The following is a 21,577-nucleotide window of genomic DNA, read 5'->3' as shown; positions in this document are numbered from 1 at the left end:
GCGGATTTACAGTCCGCCGCGTTTAGCCTCTTCGCTATCTCTCCGACAATCAACGCTATCTATTATAACATTGATACAATGAAAATGCAAGCCCTATTTGCTTAAATTATAGGTTTCAATCAAAGTTTCCACAGCTCTTTCAAGTTTTTTATAAAAACTTTCAGCATTTCCATTTTTGATGATTGCAAACTGGCCATCTAGTTCGGCAATCTCTCCAATAACCTTCTTTCCAATAGCAAGACTATAGCCGTCAAATTGGTCTGCTCCGACTTTCACTTTGCTATCTGTGATTTGAATTTCAATTTTTTTATCTTTTTTACTCATAACTTACCTCTTTCAAATTTCTATTGTACACGAAAAAGACTATCTTCGCAAGCTATCTTAGGCTAGAATCACAGAAAAACTGCCCAATCAAGGACAGCTTTTAGATTATATTTTCACAATCCAACCTTCTGGCGCTTCAACATCGCCGAATTGGATACCAGTTAATTCGTCATATAGCTTGCGAGTGACTGGACCAACTTCCGTCTCGCTATAAAAGACATGGAAGTCATCGCCGTGCTGGATACCACCGATAGGAGAAATGACTGCAGCTGTTCCGCAAGCTCCAGCTTCAGTGAATTTACTCAAATCCGCCAGAGGAACATCTCCTTCGATCGGTTTGAGCCCTAGTCTATGCTCGGCCAGGTATAGCAAAGAATACTTGGTGATAGATGGCAAGATAGACGGACTGAGCGGTGTTATAAACTCATTATCCTTGGTGATACCAAAGAAGTTGGCAGAACCTACTTCTTCAATCTTGGTATGGGTTGCTGGATCCAGATAAATCACATCAGAGAAATGCTTATCCTTAGCAATCTTTCCTGGTAATAAGCTAGCAGCGTAATTACCACCCACTTTTGCCGCACCAGTTCCTTGCGGCGCCGCGCGATCATAGTCGTCTGAGACAATGAAGTTAGTAGGAGTCAGACCGCCTTTGAAGTAATTGCCGACCGGCATTACAAAGATAGTGAAAATGTATTCTTCAGCTGGCTTCACTCCGATAATGTCACCAACTCCAATCAAGAGCGGTCGAATATAAAGGGTTCCGCCTGTTCCATAAGGTGGTACATATTCTTCATTAGCTCGGACAACTTGCTTGACTGCTTCCACAAAAATTTCTGTTGGAACTTGCGGCATTAGTAAGCGATCGGCTGTCCGCTGCAGACGTTCCGCATTTTTATCCGGACGGAAGAGTTGAATACTGCCGTCCTTAGTTCGATAAGCCTTTAGACCCTCAAAAGCCTGCTGGCCGTAGTGAAGGCTAGGAGACGACTCAGAGATATGGAGCGTAGCGTCCTCTGTTAACGTTCCTTCTTCCCACTGGCCGTTGCGATAGTATGCTATGTAGCGATAAGGCAGTTTCATATATGAGAATCCTAGATTTTCCCAGTCAAGATTTACAGTCATGGTCTTTCTCCTCTTCTTCCAAACTTCATTTTTAGATACTCCCTATTTTACACCTTTTTGAGATATTTTCAAGTATTATTTTCAATTTTCAGAAAATTTTGTTATCCAGACTTTTTCCTGTTATCAAACTCATAGAAATTGAAAAAACCAGCTCCTGTGAACTGGTTTGATGATTACTTGATATAAGCTGAGAAGACTTCTTCGTCTGAAATGGTATCAGAAATGAAGCTGCCGTTGCTGGTGCGCTCAGATAAGCTGAGGTCAGCCAGATTGATCTCATAGGCAGTTCCTTTATTGGAAAGCACCTGCAAAATCTGCTCCTCACTAGCTTCTGCTTCTGTTGTGAAGAGATCAAAGTCCACTGCTTCGCCAAAGACAGGTCCAGCTGCAAAGACACGATGTGGCTTGGTCTTAAGCTCTCTCAGAACTTGAAGACCGCGATTTGCCCGACTGGTAACAGGAATATCAGCGACTGCCATACGCTTGAGCGAACCGCGCTGAGTCAGGAGGTAAAGCGAGTCTGTGTTGGCGATAAAGGCCGCTGCTAGGACGTCGTCTTTCTTGAGATTGATGGCTTTAACTCCAGCTGCCTTAGCTCCGATGACAGGAACTTCCTCAATATTGAAGCGAAGGGCATAGCCATTCTTGGTTACGAGCATAACATCATCCAGCTTAATCGGCGCCAGAGCAATAACCTGGTCGTCTTCATTTTTCAGCTTGGCAAACTTGAGTGACTTAGACTTGTAGGTCCGCCAAGGACTGAACTCCTTACGCTCCACTCGCTTGATTTGACCTAACTTAGTCGCTGCAAAGTAAGTGCCTTCCTCAAAGCTGTCCAGTAATTCTGTATAGATAACTTCTTCCTTGGTATCAAAGTTACTGATGGTCTGGCTGAGGTGTTCTCCTATTTCTTTCCAGCGTATGTCTGACAGCTCATGAACAGGCCGGTAAATGACATTTCCAAGACTTGTGAAAATTAGCAAATGCTGGGTCGTCTTGGCCGGGCTGACGAAAATCAGTCGGTCATCATCACGTTTGCCTATTTCTTCTAAGGTCGATGCTGAGAAGGAACGTGGACTGGTCCGTTTGATATAACCAGAACGTGTCACGCTGACATAGGTTTCTTCCTCAACAATGAGACTAGCTGTATTAATCTCGATAGCGTTTGCTGTATCCTGCAGCTCACTGAGACGCGGATTGCCAAACTTCTTCTTGACATCGCGGAGCTCACGCTTCATAAGATTATACATGGTGCGCTCATCGCCGATAATAGCAGCTAGCATGGCAATCTTCTCGCGCAGCTCTGCTTCTTCTTCTTCCAGAACCACTACGTCTGTATTGGTCAAACGGTAGAGTTGGAGAGTGACGATAGCCTCAGCTTGCTCCTCGGTGAAATCATAGCTGATCTTAAGATTTTCCTTGGCATCTGCTTTGTTTTCGGAAGCACGAATCAGGGCGATCACCTCGTCCAAGATGGAAATAACCCGAATCAATCCTTCCACGATATGGAGCCGTTTCTCAGCCTTGGCCTTGTCAAAGCGGCTGCGAGCCAGAATAATCTCCTTGCGGTGGGCAATATAACTGGTCAAGATTGGCACAATCCCCACCAAACGAGGCGTAAAGTTGTCGATCGCAACCATGTTGAAGTTATAATTGACCTGCAAATCAGTGTACTTAAAGAGATAGTTGAGAATCAGCTCGGTATTGGCATCTTTCTTGAGCTCGATGGCAATGCGAAGACCGTCACGGTCGGATTCGTCCCGCACTTCAGCAATGCCAGCTACCTTATTATTGACCCGCACATCGTCAATCTTCTTGACCAAGACTGCTTTATTAATCTCGTAAGGAATCTCAGTAATGACGATTTGCTCTTTACCACCCTTCAGCTTTTCAATCTCAGTTCTGGAACGCACCACGACGCGACCTTTACCAGTCTCATAGGCTTTCTTGATCTCATCACGGCCTTGGACAATAGCTCCTGTCGGGAAGTCTGGTCCAGGCAGAAACTCCATGAGTTTGTCCACCTTGGCAGACGGATGGTCAATCATATAGATAACCGTGTCAATGACTTCGGCTAGATTATGAGGTGGAATATCCGTCGCATAACCAGCGGAAATCCCAGTTGCTCCATTGACCAAAAGATTAGGAAAGGCTGCCGGCAGAACGGTTGGCTCCTTCTCGGTATCGTCAAAGTTCCAAGCAAAAGGAACGGTATCTTTCTCGATATCCTGCAAAAGATAACCAGCCATCTCAGACAGGCGCGCCTCAGTATAACGCATAGCCGCCGGTGGATCACCGTCCATGGAGCCATTGTTCCCGTGCATCTCAACAAGAATCTCACGGTTTTTCCAGTCCTGTGACATACGAACCATGGCGTCGTAGATGGATCTGTCACCGTGAGGGTGGAAATTCCCCATGATGTTCCCGACAGACTTGGCAGACTTGCGGTAGCCCTTGTCAAAGGTGTTGCCGTCCTTATTCATGGAATAAAGAATACGGCGCTGAACAGGCTTCAAGCCATCGCGAATGTCCGGCAAGGCCCGCTCCTGAATGATGTATTTGGAGTAGCGACCAAAGCGCTCTCCCATGATGTCCTCAAGGGACATGTTTTGAATATTGGACATAAGATACAAAGGGACGTTTCGGCTTGCCGAAAATTTCTGTAGAAAAATAGGAAATCGATGCAGGGTTCGATGAACCCCAAGCGATTTATCTTTTTTCCTAAGAAATTAGTCCCGTGTTCAGTTACTATAAGTAACCAAACAATCCTTTCTGTAGTTTAAAGTGTTTAAGATTTATTGCTTAATTAGTAATAAGGATTTTTCGCAAAGCATTAGGGAATGAACAACTCCTTTCTTTAGAAAAATTGATGTTTAATGATTTCATTTACTATTTTATTGATTTTAACCAGAATTCAATACTTGGACCAAGTCCATCTTTCAACATTTCTTTTCCTGTTTTACATGCTTCTATACGGTCCGACAAGCATTCTATTTCGTGTTGTTTCATATTGTACTCATCAGTTCGTTCCAGAATTTTTTGTGCTTTTTCATCATCTGTAAATTGTTTGCTATTTTTTATACCTTCAATGTTATTCTTTTGTTCACTTAGTCTTTCTTCACACTTCTTTTTATGACCACTCCACTTATTGATTTTCTTTTCATATTCATCTGTAAGTTGTTTTAAATCAATCATTTTTTCTATATGAACAGGGTCCAATCTATATAAGAACCCTAATAATAATTGAGCAGTTCTTGTCTTTTCTTCAACAGAAAACATTTCACTAAAATTAGATGATGATCGTCTGACTCTATCACTTGCATGGCTATCTGAATTTAGAATTAAACGATACATGTAAGCTTTGAAGAACTCTCTTTCAGTTTCGTCCTGAATTTTTGAAAGTATTTCTTGATCAGTAGCTATTTCGCTGGGACCTAAGCTATAATTGAAAGTGGAATATGCCTCCAGAACACGTCTCATTGTGTTCCCAATGTATAGACTAAGTTTAGGTTCTAAACCAAGAGCGTATTTATAAATACTGTTAATTTGTTGTCTATAGAAATTATATTCCTTCTCTCTTTCAATTAAACCCTCATAGGTAAGTTCCAGACATAGAGTATTTTTTTTATAGCATTTTAAATCATTAAATATTGTGAAAAAATGATAATAAACTTCCTCATCATGTGTGCAGATAATAAATTGAGTCTCGCTATAAGCATTAGTAAGGGTTTCAACTTTATTCCTAAAAAAAGTATACAGTCCCACTTTATTTGAATAGTCTGTACTAGAAATAGGATCGTCAATAACAACTAATAATGATTCCGGTTCTTTGTCCTTTATTTTCTTCTCTAATTCAAAGAAAGAGTAAACCAAGGTAACTATATTTTTTTCAGCAGTGGATAACCTCGGGAAGAGGATTGGCTGCCCCCTAGTATAAATCATTCCTTTACCATCAATTCTCAAGCGTTGAGAGTCAAAAAAGATTGTAGAAAAATCTATATTTAAGCAATTAGAATTTTCTAAGGTGATTTGTTCAAGAAGTTTGTTCTTTAATTTTTCTAAAGTTATTAGAATATCTTCCAAATCCAATATTAAATCTGATAAATTGGAAATTTTTTTACCGTATATTGTTTTATCCTTAAGCGGGTCAATCAATTCTTTAGCAACTACATAGTTTATGCCTTGAAGAGCAAAGATATCATATAGTCCATCAATAAAATCAAGTTTCACCCTCACATCTTCTCTATGAAGCATATTTTCGATACCTTTTTTTAGCTTCTCAAGGACAACCTTTTTCTCGATGTTGTATTCTTTGCTAGAAGAAGAAATAAAACTTGATAATTTTTTTAATATTTCTAGTGGAGAATCATGAATAATAATCCTTCTTTTTGCTTTGTTAAAACTTCCAACTGCAAGAGATATTGGTAACTCTCTTACAAGCATCGTATCAGGATTTTTGTTTGTTCCTCCGTATCTTAAAAGTGATTTTACACTTTCTTCTAGCTCATAATTGAGTCTATCTATTTCCATATCTATAATTTTTACATCATCAGCAACATTTTCATCTGCAATAAAAATAGCATTATTTCCTATATTTGTAAATCTATAATCATCTCCTGTTTTTAATGTATAAATAACATCGCCATTGGTTATTTGATATGGTCGATTTCTAGAATTATAAAAAATTGATTCATTTTCTTCAACATTGCTTTTTTCATCAATCTCATTTGCAAGCGTCGTTTTCCCCATCCCATTTCTAGCGAAAATTAGATGAGGTTTGAAGTATTTTTTCCCTCCATAAGTGAATTCTTTGAACTCTGATTCTACTCTTCTACTAGGCAAAAAATCTTTTTCAATAATTATTTTTTGATATTTCATAACTATAGTTCCAATCTAAACTTTTATAATTCAAAGCCACTAATTCCTTCTCATAGTTCTATCTTAATTTATCTTCAGCATACTCAAGCATCTTCTCTGCAGTTGCTTTGTCATAAGGAAAACCAGTCTTGAGAGAGAAGGCTTGTGCTTCTTTGTGGAAAAAGTCCATGGTAGCTAAGAGAGATTTGGTGAGGCTTTTCTGGTCAGAAAAGTCAAGCAAGGCTGTAAATTCTTTCTCTTTCTCAGCAGGCAAATACTGAAAGAGGTACTTGTAGTTCTTGCCAACATCGACCGTCCCCTTATCTGCTGCCACTTGCCAAGCTAAAAGCTTGAGCAATTCTTGTTGGCAGATTCCATACAAATGATCCGTCGCATAGATAAGGTGGTTCCGATGAATGCCCTTGACTACATAAGCTGACACCCACCAAAATTCATTGCAGGATTTGTCAAAGTCAGTCGCACTGGCTGGTGTCGTCCAATAGCGCTTGGGTGTCGGTGCATAAGGAGCAAACATTCCTTGCGGGTCATCCAGCACAGTAAAATCCGCTTCGCTATCAACCCACTCTTTGATGTGCTCTTTAGGGCAGAGGGTCAAATCGATCCGATTGCCATCTTCAAAGAGCATGAGATAGAGGCGGCGATGGTCAAGTAGGACATGCTGCTCAATCATGCGCTTGCCAAACCTTTCCAACCAAGCAAGGTCGGCTATCAGACCATCCAAATCCTCCACAATGTAGACTACATCATAGTCTTGAAACTCGTCCTTGGGAGCATTTGGATTTGTCCGTGAGCCGGACATAGCAACAGCGTCTACTTGTAGCTCTTTTGCGGTTTGCAAAATCACATCAAACATTTCGGTTTCAGTTCTCATGGGAATACCTGCCTTTTTAGTGAAAACTCTTGATTCTGTAGAGGACATGTCTATAAAGGGGACTGTCTGCTGGAACTTTTTCATTATCAAATTCTTTGACAAATTCCATGCCTAGCTTTTGCATGACTTTTTGCGAAGGGAGATTGAGTAAGGATGTAAAAGAGTAAACTTCTGACAAGCCAGCTTGCTGGAAAGCGAAGTCTAGACAGGCTTGGGCAGCCTCCGTCGCATAACCACGATTCCAAAACTCTTTTCGCAGACGCCAGCCGATTTCTACAGCTTCTTTTCCAGCAAAAATCCGTAAATCCGAATGGTGCAGACCTACCAAGCCGATAAACTCCTGGCTGGTCTTTTCTTCAACAGCCCAAAGACTGTAGCCATAAGCCTTAACTTCATCTTGAATGCCCTGATAAAGCCGCAAGGACTCCGCTTGGCTATATGGCTTCGGGAAATACTGCATGACCTCCGGATCCTGATTCATAGCAATCAAAGCCGGCAAATCAGATTCCTGCAAGTCTCGTAGGATGAGACGGTTTGTTTCAAGAATAGTCATCTAAACACTCCTCTGCAAACTTTCTTACCTCACAACTCCTCAGCTTTATACAGGCTATAGCCTTCATAGTAGTAACTATGGTCTACGCCCTTCATGTAGAGGTCACGGTTATCAACATCATTAGTGAGGGCTTGCTTGAGGACGTGCTTGATTTCTGTGTCTCGAATTGGGCTGCGCTCCATGGCTAGGAGGTAATCTTCCTTGTCCACTTGAGACCAGTCCACAACTTGCCTCAGCTCAGCCTTGAGTAAGTGGTCCAGCCAAAGCCTCATGCTTCTACCATTCCCCTCACGGAAAGGGTGGGCAATATTTAGCTCCACATACTTTTCGACAATCTGATCAAAGGTCTGCTGAGGCATGCGGTCGATATTTTCCAAGGAAGCTGACAGATACATGACAGGCGCAAAGCGAAAATTCCCTTTGGAGAGATTGACTGTCCGAATCTGACCAGCGAAGTCATAAATTTCTTCAAACAAGAACCCGTGAATAAAGGCCAGAGTGGCATAGGTGCCAGCTGCTTTATCGTCCAGAAGCTGCTCTTCAAAAAGCTCTTTAGCTCGGGTCTTGCTGATTTTTTCTTCCATCTTGGCTAATTCAAGCGAATCCGTCAGACCCAGTTTATTGGGTTGGCTCCTCTCATTCAGATTTCCTAAGCCCTGTTCCCACAGCTTTAAAACCTACTGTCTGATAAAATCCATCCGCTTCTGATATTAATTCAATGCGAGTTAAAGGATGTTTTTGATGAATTTCAGTGATCAATCGCCGTCCCAATCCTTTTCCGCGATAGGCTTTATCAATGATAATCTCAGCTAAAAAGGTCGTCATGACTTCATCTGTCAAGTAGCGGGCAAAACCAAGGATTTTCTGGTTCTCTTCAACTACCAAGTAATGGGACAGATTTGTTGAAAATAATGATGTCACTTTTTCCTCTGTAAAAGAAATCCATTTTTCATTTTGATAAAGAGCATAAATAGCTTGAAAATCTTTTGTGCTTGCAAGTCTGATTATCATTTTCTACTCCTTTCAAATCCGATGCGACCACTAACAATTTTTCAACTCAAATTTAGTTATATTCTAGTTGCTCTCCGCCACTCCTTCTTTCACCTTCTTAGATGGTTTGCGTTTTTTGTAGCGGCTGCGGATAGTGTTGAGGTGGTCGCGGAGATTGACCACGTGAGTTCTTTCAGGATAAGCGTAGGCAATGATTGCAGTGAAATCCACTAGAAAATCATAGATTTCTTGAAGCTTGAGGCGGACGTTCTTATTCTGGCTTGGTGTCTTGCCTTTGAGCTCAGTCAGTCGCTCCTTGTAGACCTTTTCAAAGGCCTTCTGAGCAGCTGCCAGACTGTCGACATGGGCTTCCAGATGGAGTTTAGCCAGTGCTGTCTGGTAGGCCGGCTTTTTCAGCTCTTGGAGTAGGTGGTTGATGCCCTCGGTCTCCTTCTCCAAGCTAGTTGCAGCTAGACCAGTGTAGTTTTTCAGGAGCTGAGACAGGGTCTCGTAAGCTTCCTTGGTCGCTGCGTCCTTGACCCTTGCAAAGGCCCGAACCAAAGACTGGAGCGTGCCCAAAGCATCATCGCGCTCGCGGTCAGCCTGATCCAGACTAGCCACCAGCTTGCTGGACTTGGCCTGATGAAGCCCGCCCTGCAGCTGTTCCAGAAGTTTGTCCATCTCATCCAGCTTGGTCGTGTAAATGCCATCCACCTTATTTTCCTTGATAAATGTCGCAACCTCGCTCCGACTCTCGGACATCAGCTGGAAAAATTCGTTGTTTTCTATAGATTTAACATCCAAACTGGTAGTTCCATAAATTTTTTTCATTTTTATAATCTCCTAATTTTTTTATTTTAATGTACTTTTTACTTCGTCCGATTTTCGGAAAAAGTTTTTTGCTTTAAAACTGCTTGCCAGAAAAACAAACGTTCGTCTTTTGCTCAAAAAACACTCGCCAGATTTTCTGCCAAACAGAATTTGCCCAAAAATACCTTATCAGAAAATCTGACGGTCTCACTTAAGCTCTAGCGAGCTTGTCAGAAAATCTGGTGAGGGGTTCTTGTTTTATTTCCTGTAAGGATGAGAATATTTTTATAAATAACCATCTTCTATAACTCTAGCTGAACTCTTTTTGACTCAGATTTCGAAAAGAGTTCATCAATCGTAATCACTTTACAAGTTGTAATATAATCTTTTGCTGCTTTTTTGCATTCTTTAGAAATTGTAGGATCTTGCTTTAAAAAAATCATATAGGAGCATACAATTTTTTTCAAATCCATATATTTAAGAAAAGTTTTTTCATTATTGATTTTATTATCAATGTAATCATAAAACTGTAAATTAATTTCCGATCCCTTTTCAAAAGCAAAACTTTTTGAGCAGTTTATGTTTTGTATTAGTCTATGTCTAATCAATTTCTCCTTTTTATAATGGTTCTTTAAATCTCTTCTAAGATTTTCTAAATGCGAATCTAAAGTATCATGATAAATCAATACGATGTTTTCTATACTGTAAAAATCTATTTGATAAATTCTATCTAAATCCTCTCTCACAAAATCACCATCTATTACTCCATAAAATAAGTTATTCTTAGATACTTTATTCTTAATATCTGAACAAGAACCACCATTTTCTAGTGTGTATTTTCTAAATAATGTTATTTGTTGGTAATATTTTTTATTTATTTTTCCTTCAAAAAATATTTTCTTATCAGAAGAAGACAGCATGCCTTCAGCTGAATGACTGAATTCTGTAAAATCTAAATTAGCTACCGATATTTCAGTCATAGTTCTAACCTCTCAAAATTATTGGTAATACAATCATTGAAAATGTACGGTGCATGAGTAGCTAAAACAATTCTGCTACCTTTTCTTTCGCATAAAGATATTAAATCATTAATAAGTTTTGATTGAAAATTTAGTGATAAAGAAACCTCTGGCTCATCAATTAGATATATATCTGCTTCCTCAAATACAACTGTTAGAAATAACTTTACCACCCTCTTTTCTCCTGAAGAGAGTTTCTCAAAGTCTATAACTTCCGAATTTTTTTTAACCTTAATTCTACCAGATTGAACTATAATTTCCAATCCCCCATAGCCACTTGATAATAGCTTGTTAATATCCAAAATATTTTGTCGAATCTCGTCAATTTTTTCTATAACATTCTTCCGAGTTTTCTGGGCTAACTCTTCCTTTTCAAAAAAAGTAAATCCATATATCTCAATATTCTTTTTTATCTTTTCATCAATTTTATTAATTATAGCTTCTAAATTTGTATCAGGCGATATATAATGTGTATCATTATTTTCTAATGAATATTCGAGTGTCTTTTGAAAGTCCTTGATAGAGTTCACTTTTTTATCATTTTCTTCTAGCTCTCTATAATGGGCATCCTCCAAAGTTCTCAATAAATATTCATTAACAGATAGAGCATTATTAATAACTTGAAAAATATAATTCTCACCAACAAAACCATTGCTAGTAGAATAAAATCCATACGGCAGATCATTTTTTAACTTCAGTAATGTTAAATTACAATTCCTAAATATCCTGTCGACTTTACTTAAATTATTAATCTGTCTACGCCTTCTTTTTCCTCCTGATATTTGTAATAACGATTTTAAATCTACTAGGTGCTTTCCTAACAATTCTTCAAAAAGAAAGGAAATTTCACTCAGTTCTTGCAATACAGAATATAAATCCTTCAATGCAAACTCCATAGATTTAACATATGCCGATATGTAATTGTTATTCAACATTTCATTATTGGAGCGAAATAAGGATGTGAATTTTTTTCCATCAATTTGCAAAGTAGACAAATTCAATTCTTCAATTAAATTAAAAACTTTACTTTGAAATCCAATACTTGCAATTTTATGTAAATTATCAATCGCAGTCAATATTCTTGTTTTCCCTCGCCCGTTATTTCCATAAATAACAGTATTTTTAGATAAATCTATACTACGATGTTTATTTAAATCATCTTGAGGAACATCTTTAAACGAAAATTCTAATTCCATAATATTTAAGTCCTTTCTTCCCTCTAAAACACCATCTCCCCACTCTCCTCAAGCGTAAACTTGACATTATCCTCAATCCACTTGCGGCGTGGTTCGACCTTGTCGCCCATGAGGACATTGACACGGCGTTCGGCGCGGGCTAAGTCTTCGATGGTGACACGGATGAGGGTGCGCGTGTTGGGATTCATGGTCGTCTCCCAGAGTTGGTCAGCGTTCATTTCACCGAGCCCCTTGTAGCGCTGAAGCATGGCCCCCTTGCCAAACTTGCGGCGCAGGTCATCCAGCTCGCCATCGGTCCAGGCATACTCAACCACTTCGCTCTTGCCCTTGCCCTTGGACATCTTGTAGAGAGGCGGCAAGGCGATATAGACGCGGCCAGCCTCGACCAGCGGGCGCATATAGCGATAGAAAAAGGTCAGCAGCAAGGTCTGGATATGGGCACCGTCGGTGTCCGCATCAGTCATGATTATGATCTTGTCATAGTTGGCATCCTCAAGGGTAAAGTCTGTACCAACACCCGCTCCAATCGTGTAGATCATGGTGTTGATTTCCTCGTTCTTGAGAATGTCAGCCATCTTAGCCTTGGCAGTATTGATAACCTTACCGCGCAGGGGCAGGATGGCTTGGAACTTACGGTCACGGCCTTGCTTGGCAGAGCCGCCGGCAGAATCTCCCTCGACCAGATAGAGTTCGTTCTTGGCTGGATTCTTGGACTGGGCCGGAGTCAGCTTACCAGACAGCAAGCCCTTGTCTTTCTTATTCTTCTTGCCATTCCGACTTTCGTCACGCGCCTTACGGGCTGCTTCCCTAGCATCTCTGGCCTTGATAGCCTTGCGGATAAGATTAGAAGCTAACTCGCCATTTTCCAAGAGGAAGAAAGTCAGCTTGTCAGAAACGATAGAGTCCACGGCTGGACGAGCCAAAGGACTGCCCAGCTTGTCCTTGGTCTGGCCTTCAAACTGCAGGTGAGCCTCAGGGACCAGGATGGACAGGACAGCAGCCAAACCTTCGCGGTAGTCCGATCCTTCCAGATTCTTGTCCTTTTCCTTGAGCAGGCCGGTCTTTCTGGCATAGTCGTTCATGGCCTTGGTAATAGCGGTCTTGAGTCCCGTCTCGTGAGTCCCGCCGTCCTTAGTGCGAACATTATTGACAAAGGACAGGATATTATCGGCGTAGCCGTCGTTGTACTGGAGGGCCACCTGGACTTGGAAGCCGCTCTCCTCGCCCTCGAAATAGAGGACAGGAGTCAGGGTTTCCTTGTCTTCATTGAGATAGCTGACAAAATCTTCGACCCCATTCTCATAGTGGAATTCTACTTCTTCGCCAGTCCGCGCATCACTCAGCGACAGACGGACATTCTTGAGCAGGAAGGCTGATTCCTTAAGTCGCTCAGCAATAGTGTTGTACTTGAAGTCCGTCGTTGAAAAAATCGTATCGTCCGGCATGAAGGTCACTTTGGTCCCAGACTTGGACTTAGGTGCAGTCCCGATTTTCTGGAGCGTGGTGACTGGTTTCCCACCATTTTCAAAGCGTTGCTTGTAAACAGTCCCATCCCGCGTGATTTCCACTTCTAGCCAGCTAGACAGGGCATTAACAACAGAGGAGCCTACACCGTGGAGACCGCCTGAAGTCTTATAGCCACCTTGGCCGAACTTACCACCGGCGTGGAGAACGGTGAAGATGACCTCAACCGTGGGAATACCCATGGCATGCTTGCCGACTGGCATCCCGCGTCCGTGGTCTGCGACGGTCAGACTGCCGTCCTTGTTGATAGTCACATCGATCCGGTCACCGAAGCCAGACAGGGCCTCATCGACAGCATTGTCCACAATTTCCCAGACCAGATGGTGGAGTCCAGCTCCGTCGGTCGAACCGATATACATCCCTGGACGTTTGCGAACCGCATCCAACCCCTCTAATACCTGAATGGCATCGTCATTATAATTGTTAATATTGATTTCCTTTTTTGCCACAAGAACCTCCTAATGATTCATCTTTTCTATCTTACAAGTTTTTGGCAAATATTGCAAAGATTTTTTTGAAAATAATGCTGATGAGGACTGATTTTACACGAAGAACAATCCAATATCCGAGTAGACATTTCCTGCTATAAATTCTATCCTTTTCTATTGTAAGAAAGCGAAATAATGGTATAATAAAATCATGATGAACACGATAATTGGATTAATACTAGCATACTTACTGGGCTCTATTCCGACTGGACTTTGGATTGGGCAAATTTTCTTTAAAAAGAACCTAAGAGAATACGGCAGCGGCAATACCGGAACAACCAATACTTTCCGTATTTTGGGAAAGACAGCGGGAACGGCTACTTTTGCTATCGACTTTCTCAAAGGAACTGCAGCGACCCTGCTGCCTTTCTTTTTGCATATTGAGGGAGTTTCGCCGCTTGTCTTTGGCCTCTTGGCTGTGATTGGCCATACCTTTCCTATCTTTGCCGGTTTTAAGGGCGGCAAGGCTGTGGCAACCAGTGCAGGGGTTGTTCTGGGCTTCTCACCAGCCTTCTTTGTCTATCTGATTGTCATCTTTGCCAGCATCCTGTACTTGGGAAGTATGATTTCTCTGGCAAGTGTGCTCTCAGCAGCCATCGCTATCCTATCAGCTCTGCTCTTCCCTCTAATCGGCTTTATCCTGCCCAGCTATGACCTCTTCTTCACTCTGATTATCATTGCGCTGGCTTTGATTATTATCCTCCGGCACAAGGACAATATCCAACGTATCAAGCAGAAAAAAGAAAATTTAATTCCTTGGGGCTTGAATATTACACATCAAAATCCTGAGGCTAAGAAATAAAACGGAAGTGAACAACTTCCGTTTTATTGTGTCTTCTAACTAGTCTTCTTTGTGACTTTTCTTGATTCCTGCCAATCCAAAGAATCCTAAAACCATACCAACTAGGCTCAAAGCAACTGCTGATTCGCTGCCTGTTTGTGGCAGTTCTTTAGCTGCAGGGTCCTTAGTGAAGGTCCTGGCAACATGGACAGGTACTTGCTTAGTTTGATTTGGCGTGTTGGCCATTGGAGCTGCCTGTTTTGCAGGATAAGCTGCTTTGGCACCAGCTGGGTAGGAAGCTGCATTAGCCGGATCCGTTCCTTGCTTGATTTCTTCAATATCAGTGTAGCCATCACCGTCTGTATCTTTAGTGGATGAAATAGAGATAGCACGTGAGTTGGGATTGATAACCGCATAGGCTGTCAAATCAGCTTTTGCAAGATAGTCTGCGAAGGCCACATCCATAGATGGTCCTTCCTCGCGAGGGCCACCCAGCATGGTATAGCCGTCACCACCAGCAGCCAAGAAGTCATTAGTCGTCAGATAGTAGGTTTTATTTGGATCAAGAGGCTCATAAACACCGGTTTCTTTGTTCTTAATCTCGATGTGGAGGACACGCTGATTGGCCGGCAGAGTCGTGTCATAGTAGACTTTAGCTCCAGAGATTTGCAGGTAACCACCGCTTGGTTCTAGCAAGGGTTGTCCGTTCTCATCCAGCACAGGCTTGCCATCTTTTTCCTGAAGAATAGAGCCCAGAGATTTGGCAAACATATCTGCGATATTTTGACCGGTTACCTTGATTTGTGAAATAGTGTTCCCAAAAGGCAATACAGCGATAACATTTCCCTTGGTGATTGGCTTGTCTTTGGCAATAGTTTCCCGCAGGCCGCCTCCGTTAGTAACAGCCAAGTCTGTTTTATTGGCAAAGCCAGTTTGACCATAATCATAGAGAGCATCGGCTACAACATTACCCAAATTGGTTTCGCGAACGCGGACATTTTCACGGTCACCATTAAGCTCTACTGGGCTGTTTGCTACGATAACCTTGGCATTATCTGCGTCGTACCTAGCTTTAATCTTGCTGACCATGTCTGCAACAACTGGGTCTGGAGCGACTTTTTTAGCTGTTTCAGCAGGGATTTGCTGAGGATTGCCCAGAAGTTGATTGGCCTTGAAAGTCACTTTTCCGATATTGTGTAGGTAGCTACCGGTCTGGTTGTAAGTTACATTATCACCATAATTCGTAGACTCTACTGTGTGGGAGTGGCCATCAATAACGGTTACGCGCTTACCTTTGAGCTTAGGATTTTTCGAAAGGGCTTCAGCCAAGGTTGAACCGCGCCACTCTGTCGGAGTTGTCGTGTCAACACCCAAGTGAGCTAGAACAACATAGTTTTTGTAGTTCTTTCCTTCTGCTGCTGCGCGTGCTTCGATTTCATCAATGACCCGATTAACCTCTGTGATTGGATCAGTGAAGGTCACACCTTGGACGTTTTTAGGGTGAGTTTTTGTAGCAGTTTCTGGTGTTGTCACACCGATTACCACAAACTCATCTCCCTCAACCGCTGGGTCCTTGTCCACAATGGTAGATGCTTGGAAAACTCGAGCATTGTTGGCATAGGTGTTAGAACTGAGAAGTGGGAATTTAAGAATTTCCTTATATTTCTTAGCCTCATCCAGACCAAAGTCAAACTCATGGTTACCGACTGCCATAGCATCGTAGCCAATTTCATTGAGGATTTTCGCACGTTCTTCCCCTTTTGAGCTATTGGAAATTGGCAGACCTTGGAAGGCATCACCCGCATCCACAACAAGCACTTTAGGATTTTTAGCGCGCTCTTCCTTGATAACAGTAGCTAGCTTGGCGTCACCGATAACACCTTTTTCCTCTACGATGCGGCCGTGCACATCGTTGGTATGGAGAATCGTAGCCTCTGGCAGATTTTCAGACTGGGCTGGTGCTGCAGAAGCTGTCTCAGCAGCTGGCTGATTGGTCAACTCAGCCTTTTCTGGCTCTGGACTAGCCTGAGCCTCTTCTGCAGAGACTTGATGGGCCAAAAAAGCAGGTGCCAAAAGCACTGTCGATAGAACAGGTAAGATGAAAAATTTCTTCTTCATATAACGAACACTCCTCTTTAGTATTTTGTTATATTATACCTCTTTTTGGTTTAAAAAGGAACTATATCCTTAATATTTCAACAAACATTCGTTTTTTCAGAAAATTTCTGGAAAGTTTTCTGTGTTAAAAAAGACCCTGAAATTCATCAGAGTCTAATCTGCATTATCCTTCAAAGACAACTTCCCCATCACAGATGGTAAACTTCACTTGACCTTTGAGATTTTCACCAACGAAAGGTGAATTAGCTGCTTTGGAGGCAAAATGATCAGTCACAAGTCTATCTGCTTCTGGGTCAAATATAGTCAAATCGGCTGGACCATCCTGAGCGATGAAGCCAGCATCGAAACCATACAACTGAGCTGGATTAAGAGTCATTTTCTCCAAAAGTTCCATCAAGCTCAGATGATCAGCCTCAACTAGGTAGGTCAGTCCCAGAGAAAGCGAAGTCTCAAGCCCAGTCATGCCAGAAGGCGCTTTAGTGATGTCTTCAACATTTTTCTCGTCAGCATGATGTGGAGCATGGTCCGTCGCAATGATAGAAATGACACCAGACTTGAGCCCCTCAATAACCGCCAGACGGTCCGATTCTAAGCGCAGAGGCGGATTCATCTTAGCATTGCTACCCTTGGTCAATAGCAGAGCTTCTGTCTTAGAGAAGTGCTGAGGTGCTGCTTCAGCAGTGACCTGAGCGCCTAGCTTCTGAGCGAATTCCACCACCTTTACACTCTCAGCCTTGGACAAATGCTGGATATGCACATGAGCCTTTGCATCATAAGCAATCATGACATCGCGGGCAATCATACTGTATTCTGCCACACCTGTCGCTCCGCAGATATGAAAATGCTCTTTAGCGATATGCTCATTGAAACCAAGTATCCCGTTGAGATTTGGATCTTCCTCATGCAAGCTGATAAAGGTGTTATTTTTACGCGCTTCCACGAGCGCCTTGCGGACAATGCCAGCGTTGGTCAGCGGAATACCGTCATCAGAAAAACCTACTGCACCAGCTGCCAAGAGACCTTGGAAATCTGTCAGATGTTGCCCATCAAAGTTCTCTGTAATTGTTGCAACCGACTTGATATGGATATTTTCCCGACTAGCCGACTCCAGTACTTCCTTCAGAGTTTCAACCGTAGAGATAGTCGGATTGGTATTGGCCATCATAACAACTGTCGTAAAGCCACCTGCTGCTGCTGCCAAAGCCCCCGTATGAATGTCTTCCTTATGAGTCTGGCCCGGCTCCCGGAAATGAACGTGTATATCCACCAAACCTGGAGCCACAACCAAACCACTGGCATCAATAACTGTTGCATCTTCCGCCTGCAAATCTTGACCGATTTTGACGGTTTTCTTCCCCTCAACCAAAAGGTCAGTAATTTGGTCAAAACCAGTCTTAGGATCCATAACTCGTCCGTTTTTGATTAATAGCATCGTCTTATCTCCTTATTCGTAAAAGTCCACCTGCGTATCCAATAGCTTATCTCCGTCATAAACAAACTTTGCAGAAAAGAAAGGCTTGTCTTCTAAAAGCCACTCAACAAAAGTATGATCGCCTTCCCAGGTTGGTTTAGATAAAACCTGGTCATAGGGCACCCATTCCAAAGTCCCTTCGTTGCATTCAATCAGTTCACCCTCGAACTCAGTCACCTTAAAAACATAGGTGTACCAGTCCAAGTCGGGAGTAAACTCTGGAAAAGTAATAACGCCTTTGAGAACAGGTTTAGCCTTTAGTCCTGTTTCCTCTAGAATCTCGCGTGCAGCGCATTCCTGCGGGGTTTCTCCTCGCTCTAGCTTGCCACCGACACCAATCCACTTCCCAGCATGAACATCATTGGGCTTTTTGTTGCGGTGCAGCATGAGAAACTCCCGGCCATTATCGATATAACAAATCGTTGCTAACTGAACCATACTACCTCCTAAGCTAACCAATCAATAGGTTCCAAGCCCTTAGTCACTAAGAAATCATTGGTACGTGAAAATGGTTTGCTGCCAAAAAAACCACGGTAAGCAGACAGCGGACTTGGGTGAGCTGACTCGATTATCAAATGTTGGGAATTGCTAATCAGGGCTTTTTTCTTGCGAGCGTAAGAACCCCATAAGATAAAAACAACTGGATCAGACTTTTCATTGACTACTTTGATAATAGCATCCGTAAAAGGCTCCCAGATTAAGCCGGCATGCGCATTGGCCTGACCAGCAGGCACTGTCAGACCAGCATTGAGCAAGAGAACACCTTGCTGAGCCCAGGAAGTCAAATCATGCGACTCTTTCACTCCGATATCATCAGCCAGTTCTTTGAGAATATTCTGCAAAGAAGGTGGAGCTGGAATATCATCAGGTACCGAAAAACTCAAGCCCTGTGCCTGTCTCGGTCCATGGTAGGGATCCTGCCCCAAAATAACCACCTTAACATCTGCTAAATCTGTCGTCTGAATCGCATTAAACACCTTTTCCCGAGGTGGATAAATAGTCCCTGAAGCATACACTTCGTCTAAAAAATGATTGATTTTTGCAAAATAACCTTCCGGCAGCTGCTCCTTAATCAAAGCATGCCAAGCTGAATGCTGCATATATGTCTCCTCTCATTTCCTACGATAAAAATTCTATTACTTAATCCACCTAAGCGCTCTTTTGAGTTCTGCTCTGCCATTTTCCAGAAAACAAGAACCGTGGGCTAGGATGATTTTCTCCGGTTGCCAAGCCAGCATCTGCTCTAGACATTCTTTGGCTTCTTTTTGATGACCGATAAAGGTCATACGGTAGTCAATAGGTGTTTGGCCATCCGGAGCTGCAACTCGAACTAATTTATAAGCCTGGCCGCGAATCTGACTTGGAAAATGCTCTGTTTCAAAATTCTCAATCAAATCTGTCAAAATCAAGGTTTGACTGTCCTTATGAAAAAAGACAACTTCCTCAATATAAGTACTTCCCTTGAAAACCAACTGATCTATCTGACCTGCCCAAGCTTCTGGAGCCTCATCTGTCAGCTTTTCATCAAAAGAGACTGGTATTTTCTGCTTGGCTGCTCTCTCTTCCACTCCTGGGCTAGACCAAGCAATTGCCTCAGGATAACGCTTCTTCCAGTCAGCTATATAGGCATAGTGAATCTTATTAGGTGAAACAAGATGCGCAACTGGTCCCAAAGCGTCCAACTGGTCAAACAAGGCTTGATTTGGTTGGATTGGTGAATGACACCAGAGCTGGCCATTTGCTAACTTGATGACAGTCATGCGGGTGGAAAAGGGCAACTGTGTCAGAACCGCATCCATCTCAATCAAATCACCGTCGACAATCCAGATATTCTCGGCAATAGGTTTCAAGGTATAAAGCGGTTCATAGATAGGAACAGGTCTTTTCATTTCAAAGATTCCTTCTTTCTAGTCCAAAAGCGAAACTTCCTTAGGGCTTGTGGGTACTGAGATAAGCCCACAGCAGACAGAATCAGTATCTGTGGCAAAAACTGAATCAGATAACGCGTCTTCCCTCCCTCGAAAATCTGCAGAAAGAGTAGGCCACCAAAAACAGCTAAGGTTAGAAAATTCAGCTCATCACTGGAGCGATATTTCCAAAGAGCAAAGACAAGTCCTGCCGCCATGACAATCCAGACCACCTGCTTGGACAGCGAGAAATAGACAAATTCTGACTTGTCAGTGTTCAGGAAGAAGTCACGGACAAACTGAGTAAAAGGATTATTCTTCGTATCTTGGTAAAAAGGCGATATATAAGGCGTCTTTTCATTTTCGACACTGCGGTAGAGCCAGCCTAAATCTCCTTCTGCTACAGTCAGAGACTGCTTATGGAAGAGATGATGAGCGAAAGTCAAAGGATTATATTCGCTTAAACGCCGCTTGATTTCCTTGATAACATATTCCTTGGCAAACATGCCATTGTTATAGTCATATTGCTTATCAGGCTCAATATACTGCAAGAGCCCTTCTTTCATATCTTCCTGATTGTGGCCATTGAAGGTCAGACCTAAATTGATAAAGAGCAAGGGGCCTTTTGCCAATCCCTCTCCCTCCATAATCGGCACTTCCGTCTGGTGCTTGGACCAGTAGTGCAGCGGGGCATAGCTAATCGCAAAACTGCAAGCAAAAACGACTAGTGTCAGAAAGAACTTCTTCCAATTCTTTTTAAAAAAGAGAACTCCGAAGACAGCTATCAGCAGAATCATTACTGTCGGTCTAAAGAAGAAAGCCAGACTAGTCATTAGCCCAAGCAAAATACTGCGCCAAACCAGCTGTCTACTGTTCTCCTCTCCTCTCAGCAAGCCCAGAACTAGAAAAATCTGCAGACTGATGAAAGGCAGGGGCGGAATATCGGTATACATAGAAAAGAAATAAGGAGAAAAGCCCAGTAAGAGCACATAAAGACTAAAGACAGCATCTGCAGTCCTTTGTGAAAAATACTTTTTGCACCCCTTATAGAGAATCAAGGCCGTTACGTTAGTATAAACAACATTCAAGGCCTGCATGACCCATAGACCAGATTCCCCAAATACATTAAAGAAAAAGCGCTCATAGAGAAAGAGAGAGACATTGTTAGGGTTGCGGGTCAGATAGCTGGAAATGGAGCTTTCTTTCAGAGTTTTGAAAGCCCCTGTAAAGACAACTGCTGCATCCCGTCTAATCAAAAGCTCTGCCGAAAAGAGCATAATCAGCTGAAAAATAAAGACAGCTACCATAACAAGAAATTTATGCTTCATCAGCCAATGATAAGCTTTTTCTAGCAAATGCCGATAGCGATAGGCCAGATAGGCCAAGCTAGAAAAAGCAATCATAGCTATACTATTCAGCTCTGCAACATGCCAGACGGCAATCAGAAACCAGTGAACAGCCGTAATCAGCATCACTTTCTGTAATATCGAAAAGGATAGATGATAAATCTTAGACATAGCTC

The 21,577-nt window shown here is 42.3% G+C and carries 18 protein-coding genes and 1 pseudogene; 1 reads left to right on the top strand and 18 read right to left on the bottom strand.

The window, feature by feature from the left end; translation table 11 throughout:
• Positions 1-93: 93 nt before the first annotated feature.
• The 12 genes and pseudogenes from RWX26_RS01275 to parE all read right to left on the bottom strand — a co-directional run bounded on the left by RWX26_RS01275 (position 94) and on the right by parE (position 13,739).
• Positions 94-324 carry a DUF2969 domain-containing protein gene (locus RWX26_RS01275; protein WP_002895433.1) on the bottom strand — a complete coding sequence of 77 codons (231 nt, stop codon included), beginning with the start codon at positions 322-324 and terminating at the stop codon, positions 94-96.
• A gap of 105 nt (positions 325-429) precedes the next feature.
• Positions 430-1,455 (bottom strand): annotated as a pseudogene (locus RWX26_RS01270) (branched-chain amino acid aminotransferase); the annotation flags it as partial.
• 167 nt (positions 1,456-1,622) lie between these two features.
• Entirely contained in the window at positions 1,623-4,073 is a 2,451-nt protein-coding gene (gene parC, locus RWX26_RS01265; RefSeq protein ID WP_314578414.1) for a DNA topoisomerase IV subunit A, read from the bottom strand.
• Between the two features lie 265 nt (positions 4,074-4,338).
• Complete coding sequence (locus RWX26_RS01260) at positions 4,339-6,327, bottom strand: hypothetical protein (protein WP_314578413.1); 1,989 nt, start codon at positions 6,325-6,327, stop codon at positions 4,339-4,341.
• A gap of 58 nt (positions 6,328-6,385) precedes the next feature.
• The gene (locus tag RWX26_RS01255) at positions 6,386-7,198 is read right to left on the bottom strand and encodes an aminoglycoside 6-adenylyltransferase (RefSeq protein WP_314578412.1); all 813 of its coding nucleotides are present in this window, start codon (positions 7,196-7,198) and stop codon (positions 6,386-6,388) included.
• A gap of 16 nt (positions 7,199-7,214) precedes the next feature.
• Complete coding sequence (locus RWX26_RS01250; RefSeq protein ID WP_314578411.1) at positions 7,215-7,751, bottom strand: GNAT family N-acetyltransferase; 537 nt, start codon at positions 7,749-7,751, stop codon at positions 7,215-7,217.
• A gap of 29 nt (positions 7,752-7,780) precedes the next feature.
• Entirely contained in the window at positions 7,781-8,335 is a 555-nt protein-coding gene (fic, locus tag RWX26_RS01245; RefSeq protein ID WP_314578408.1) for a protein adenylyltransferase Fic, read from the bottom strand.
• A 52-nt stretch (positions 8,336-8,387) separates the two neighbouring features.
• Positions 8,388-8,762 carry a GNAT family N-acetyltransferase gene (locus RWX26_RS01240; RefSeq protein WP_314578406.1) on the bottom strand — a complete coding sequence of 125 codons (375 nt, stop codon included), beginning with the start codon at positions 8,760-8,762 and terminating at the stop codon, positions 8,388-8,390.
• Positions 8,763-8,825: 63 nt separating this feature from the next.
• Positions 8,826-9,572 (bottom strand): DUF6261 family protein, encoded by a 747-nt coding sequence (locus RWX26_RS01235; protein WP_314578404.1) that lies wholly within the window; start codon positions 9,570-9,572, stop codon positions 8,826-8,828.
• Positions 9,573-9,853: 281 nt separating this feature from the next.
• Positions 9,854-10,531 carry a hypothetical protein gene (locus RWX26_RS01230; RefSeq protein WP_314578403.1) on the bottom strand — a complete coding sequence of 226 codons (678 nt, stop codon included), beginning with the start codon at positions 10,529-10,531 and terminating at the stop codon, positions 9,854-9,856.
• The gene (locus RWX26_RS01225; RefSeq protein WP_314578400.1) at positions 10,528-11,766 is read right to left on the bottom strand and encodes an AAA family ATPase; all 1,239 of its coding nucleotides are present in this window, start codon (positions 11,764-11,766) and stop codon (positions 10,528-10,530) included. The genes RWX26_RS01230 and RWX26_RS01225 overlap by 4 nt, the downstream gene beginning before the upstream one ends.
• 23 nt (positions 11,767-11,789) lie before the next feature.
• Positions 11,790-13,739 carry a DNA topoisomerase IV subunit B gene (parE, locus tag RWX26_RS01220; RefSeq protein WP_314578398.1) on the bottom strand — a complete coding sequence of 650 codons (1,950 nt, stop codon included), beginning with the start codon at positions 13,737-13,739 and terminating at the stop codon, positions 11,790-11,792.
• Between the two features lie 190 nt (positions 13,740-13,929).
• On the opposite strand from parE, the gene plsY reads away from it, so the two are divergent.
• A complete protein-coding gene (plsY, locus tag RWX26_RS01215; RefSeq protein ID WP_314578397.1) occupies positions 13,930-14,580 on the top strand; it encodes a glycerol-3-phosphate 1-O-acyltransferase PlsY in 651 nt (216 codons plus the stop codon).
• Between the two features lie 39 nt (positions 14,581-14,619).
• Here plsY and nt5e read toward each other — a convergent pair whose 3' ends face one another.
• The 6 genes from nt5e to RWX26_RS01185 form a co-directional block, all read right to left on the bottom strand.
• Entirely contained in the window at positions 14,620-16,677 is a 2,058-nt protein-coding gene (gene nt5e / locus RWX26_RS01210; RefSeq protein WP_314578396.1) for a cell surface ecto-5'-nucleotidase Nt5e, read from the bottom strand.
• A gap of 163 nt (positions 16,678-16,840) precedes the next feature.
• Positions 16,841-18,109: a dihydroorotase gene (locus tag RWX26_RS01205; RefSeq protein ID WP_314578395.1), complete on the bottom strand. Its 1,269-nt coding sequence runs from the start codon at positions 18,107-18,109 to the stop codon at positions 16,841-16,843.
• 12 nt (positions 18,110-18,121) lie between these two features.
• Positions 18,122-18,586, bottom strand: coding sequence for an 8-oxo-dGTP diphosphatase (locus RWX26_RS01200; RefSeq protein ID WP_002900284.1), 465 nt, complete (start codon positions 18,584-18,586; stop codon positions 18,122-18,124).
• 8 nt (positions 18,587-18,594) lie between these two features.
• On the bottom strand, positions 18,595-19,248 hold the full coding sequence (locus RWX26_RS01195; RefSeq protein ID WP_002912555.1) for a uracil-DNA glycosylase: 654 nt from the start codon (positions 19,246-19,248) through the stop codon (positions 18,595-18,597).
• Positions 19,249-19,284: 36 nt separating this feature from the next.
• Entirely contained in the window at positions 19,285-20,037 is a 753-nt protein-coding gene (locus RWX26_RS01190) for a DUF4336 domain-containing protein (protein WP_314578393.1), read from the bottom strand.
• Positions 20,034-21,572: a glycosyltransferase family 39 protein gene (locus tag RWX26_RS01185; protein WP_314578392.1), complete on the bottom strand. Its 1,539-nt coding sequence runs from the start codon at positions 21,570-21,572 to the stop codon at positions 20,034-20,036. The genes RWX26_RS01190 and RWX26_RS01185 overlap by 4 nt, the downstream gene beginning before the upstream one ends.
• Positions 21,573-21,577 lie beyond the last annotated feature (5 nt).

The organism is uncultured Streptococcus sp. (genome assembly GCF_963536705.1).
Taxonomy (GTDB): Bacteria; Bacillota; Bacilli; order Lactobacillales; family Streptococcaceae; genus Streptococcus.
Note: the sequence above shows the minus strand (reverse complement) of the source record. Positions and strands in the feature narration are given on the sequence as shown.

Coding starts and splice junctions, on each gene's coding strand:
- RWX26_RS01185 (WP_314578392.1), bottom strand. CDS start 21,572: ATGTCTAAGATTTATCATCTATCCTTTTCGATATTACAGAAAGTGATG.
- RWX26_RS01260 (WP_314578413.1), bottom strand. CDS start 6,327: ATGAAATATCAAAAAATAATTATTGAAAAAGATTTTTTGCCTAGTAGA.
- RWX26_RS01225 (WP_314578400.1), bottom strand. CDS start 11,766: ATGGAATTAGAATTTTCGTTTAAAGATGTTCCTCAAGATGATTTAAAT.
- RWX26_RS01235 (WP_314578404.1), bottom strand. CDS start 9,572: ATGAAAAAAATTTATGGAACTACCAGTTTGGATGTTAAATCTATAGAA.
- plsY (WP_314578397.1), top strand. CDS start 13,930: ATGATGAACACGATAATTGGATTAATACTAGCATACTTACTGGGCTCT.
- RWX26_RS01200 (WP_002900284.1), bottom strand. CDS start 18,586: ATGGTTCAGTTAGCAACGATTTGTTATATCGATAATGGCCGGGAGTTT.
- RWX26_RS01230 (WP_314578403.1), bottom strand. CDS start 10,531: ATGACTGAAATATCGGTAGCTAATTTAGATTTTACAGAATTCAGTCAT.
- fic (WP_314578408.1), bottom strand. CDS start 8,335: ATGGAAGAAAAAATCAGCAAGACCCGAGCTAAAGAGCTTTTTGAAGAG.
- RWX26_RS01195 (WP_002912555.1), bottom strand. CDS start 19,248: ATGCAGCATTCAGCTTGGCATGCTTTGATTAAGGAGCAGCTGCCGGAA.
- parC (WP_314578414.1), bottom strand. CDS start 4,073: ATGTCCAATATTCAAAACATGTCCCTTGAGGACATCATGGGAGAGCGC.
- nt5e (WP_314578396.1), bottom strand. CDS start 16,677: ATGAAGAAGAAATTTTTCATCTTACCTGTTCTATCGACAGTGCTTTTG.
- RWX26_RS01190 (WP_314578393.1), bottom strand. CDS start 20,037: ATGAAAAGACCTGTTCCTATCTATGAACCGCTTTATACCTTGAAACCT.
- RWX26_RS01205 (WP_314578395.1), bottom strand. CDS start 18,109: ATGCTATTAATCAAAAACGGACGAGTTATGGATCCTAAGACTGGTTTT.
- RWX26_RS01240 (WP_314578406.1), bottom strand. CDS start 8,762: ATGATAATCAGACTTGCAAGCACAAAAGATTTTCAAGCTATTTATGCT.
- RWX26_RS01255 (WP_314578412.1), bottom strand. CDS start 7,198: ATGAGAACTGAAACCGAAATGTTTGATGTGATTTTGCAAACCGCAAAA.
- RWX26_RS01250 (WP_314578411.1), bottom strand. CDS start 7,751: ATGACTATTCTTGAAACAAACCGTCTCATCCTACGAGACTTGCAGGAA.
- RWX26_RS01275 (WP_002895433.1), bottom strand. CDS start 324: ATGAGTAAAAAAGATAAAAAAATTGAAATTCAAATCACAGATAGCAAA.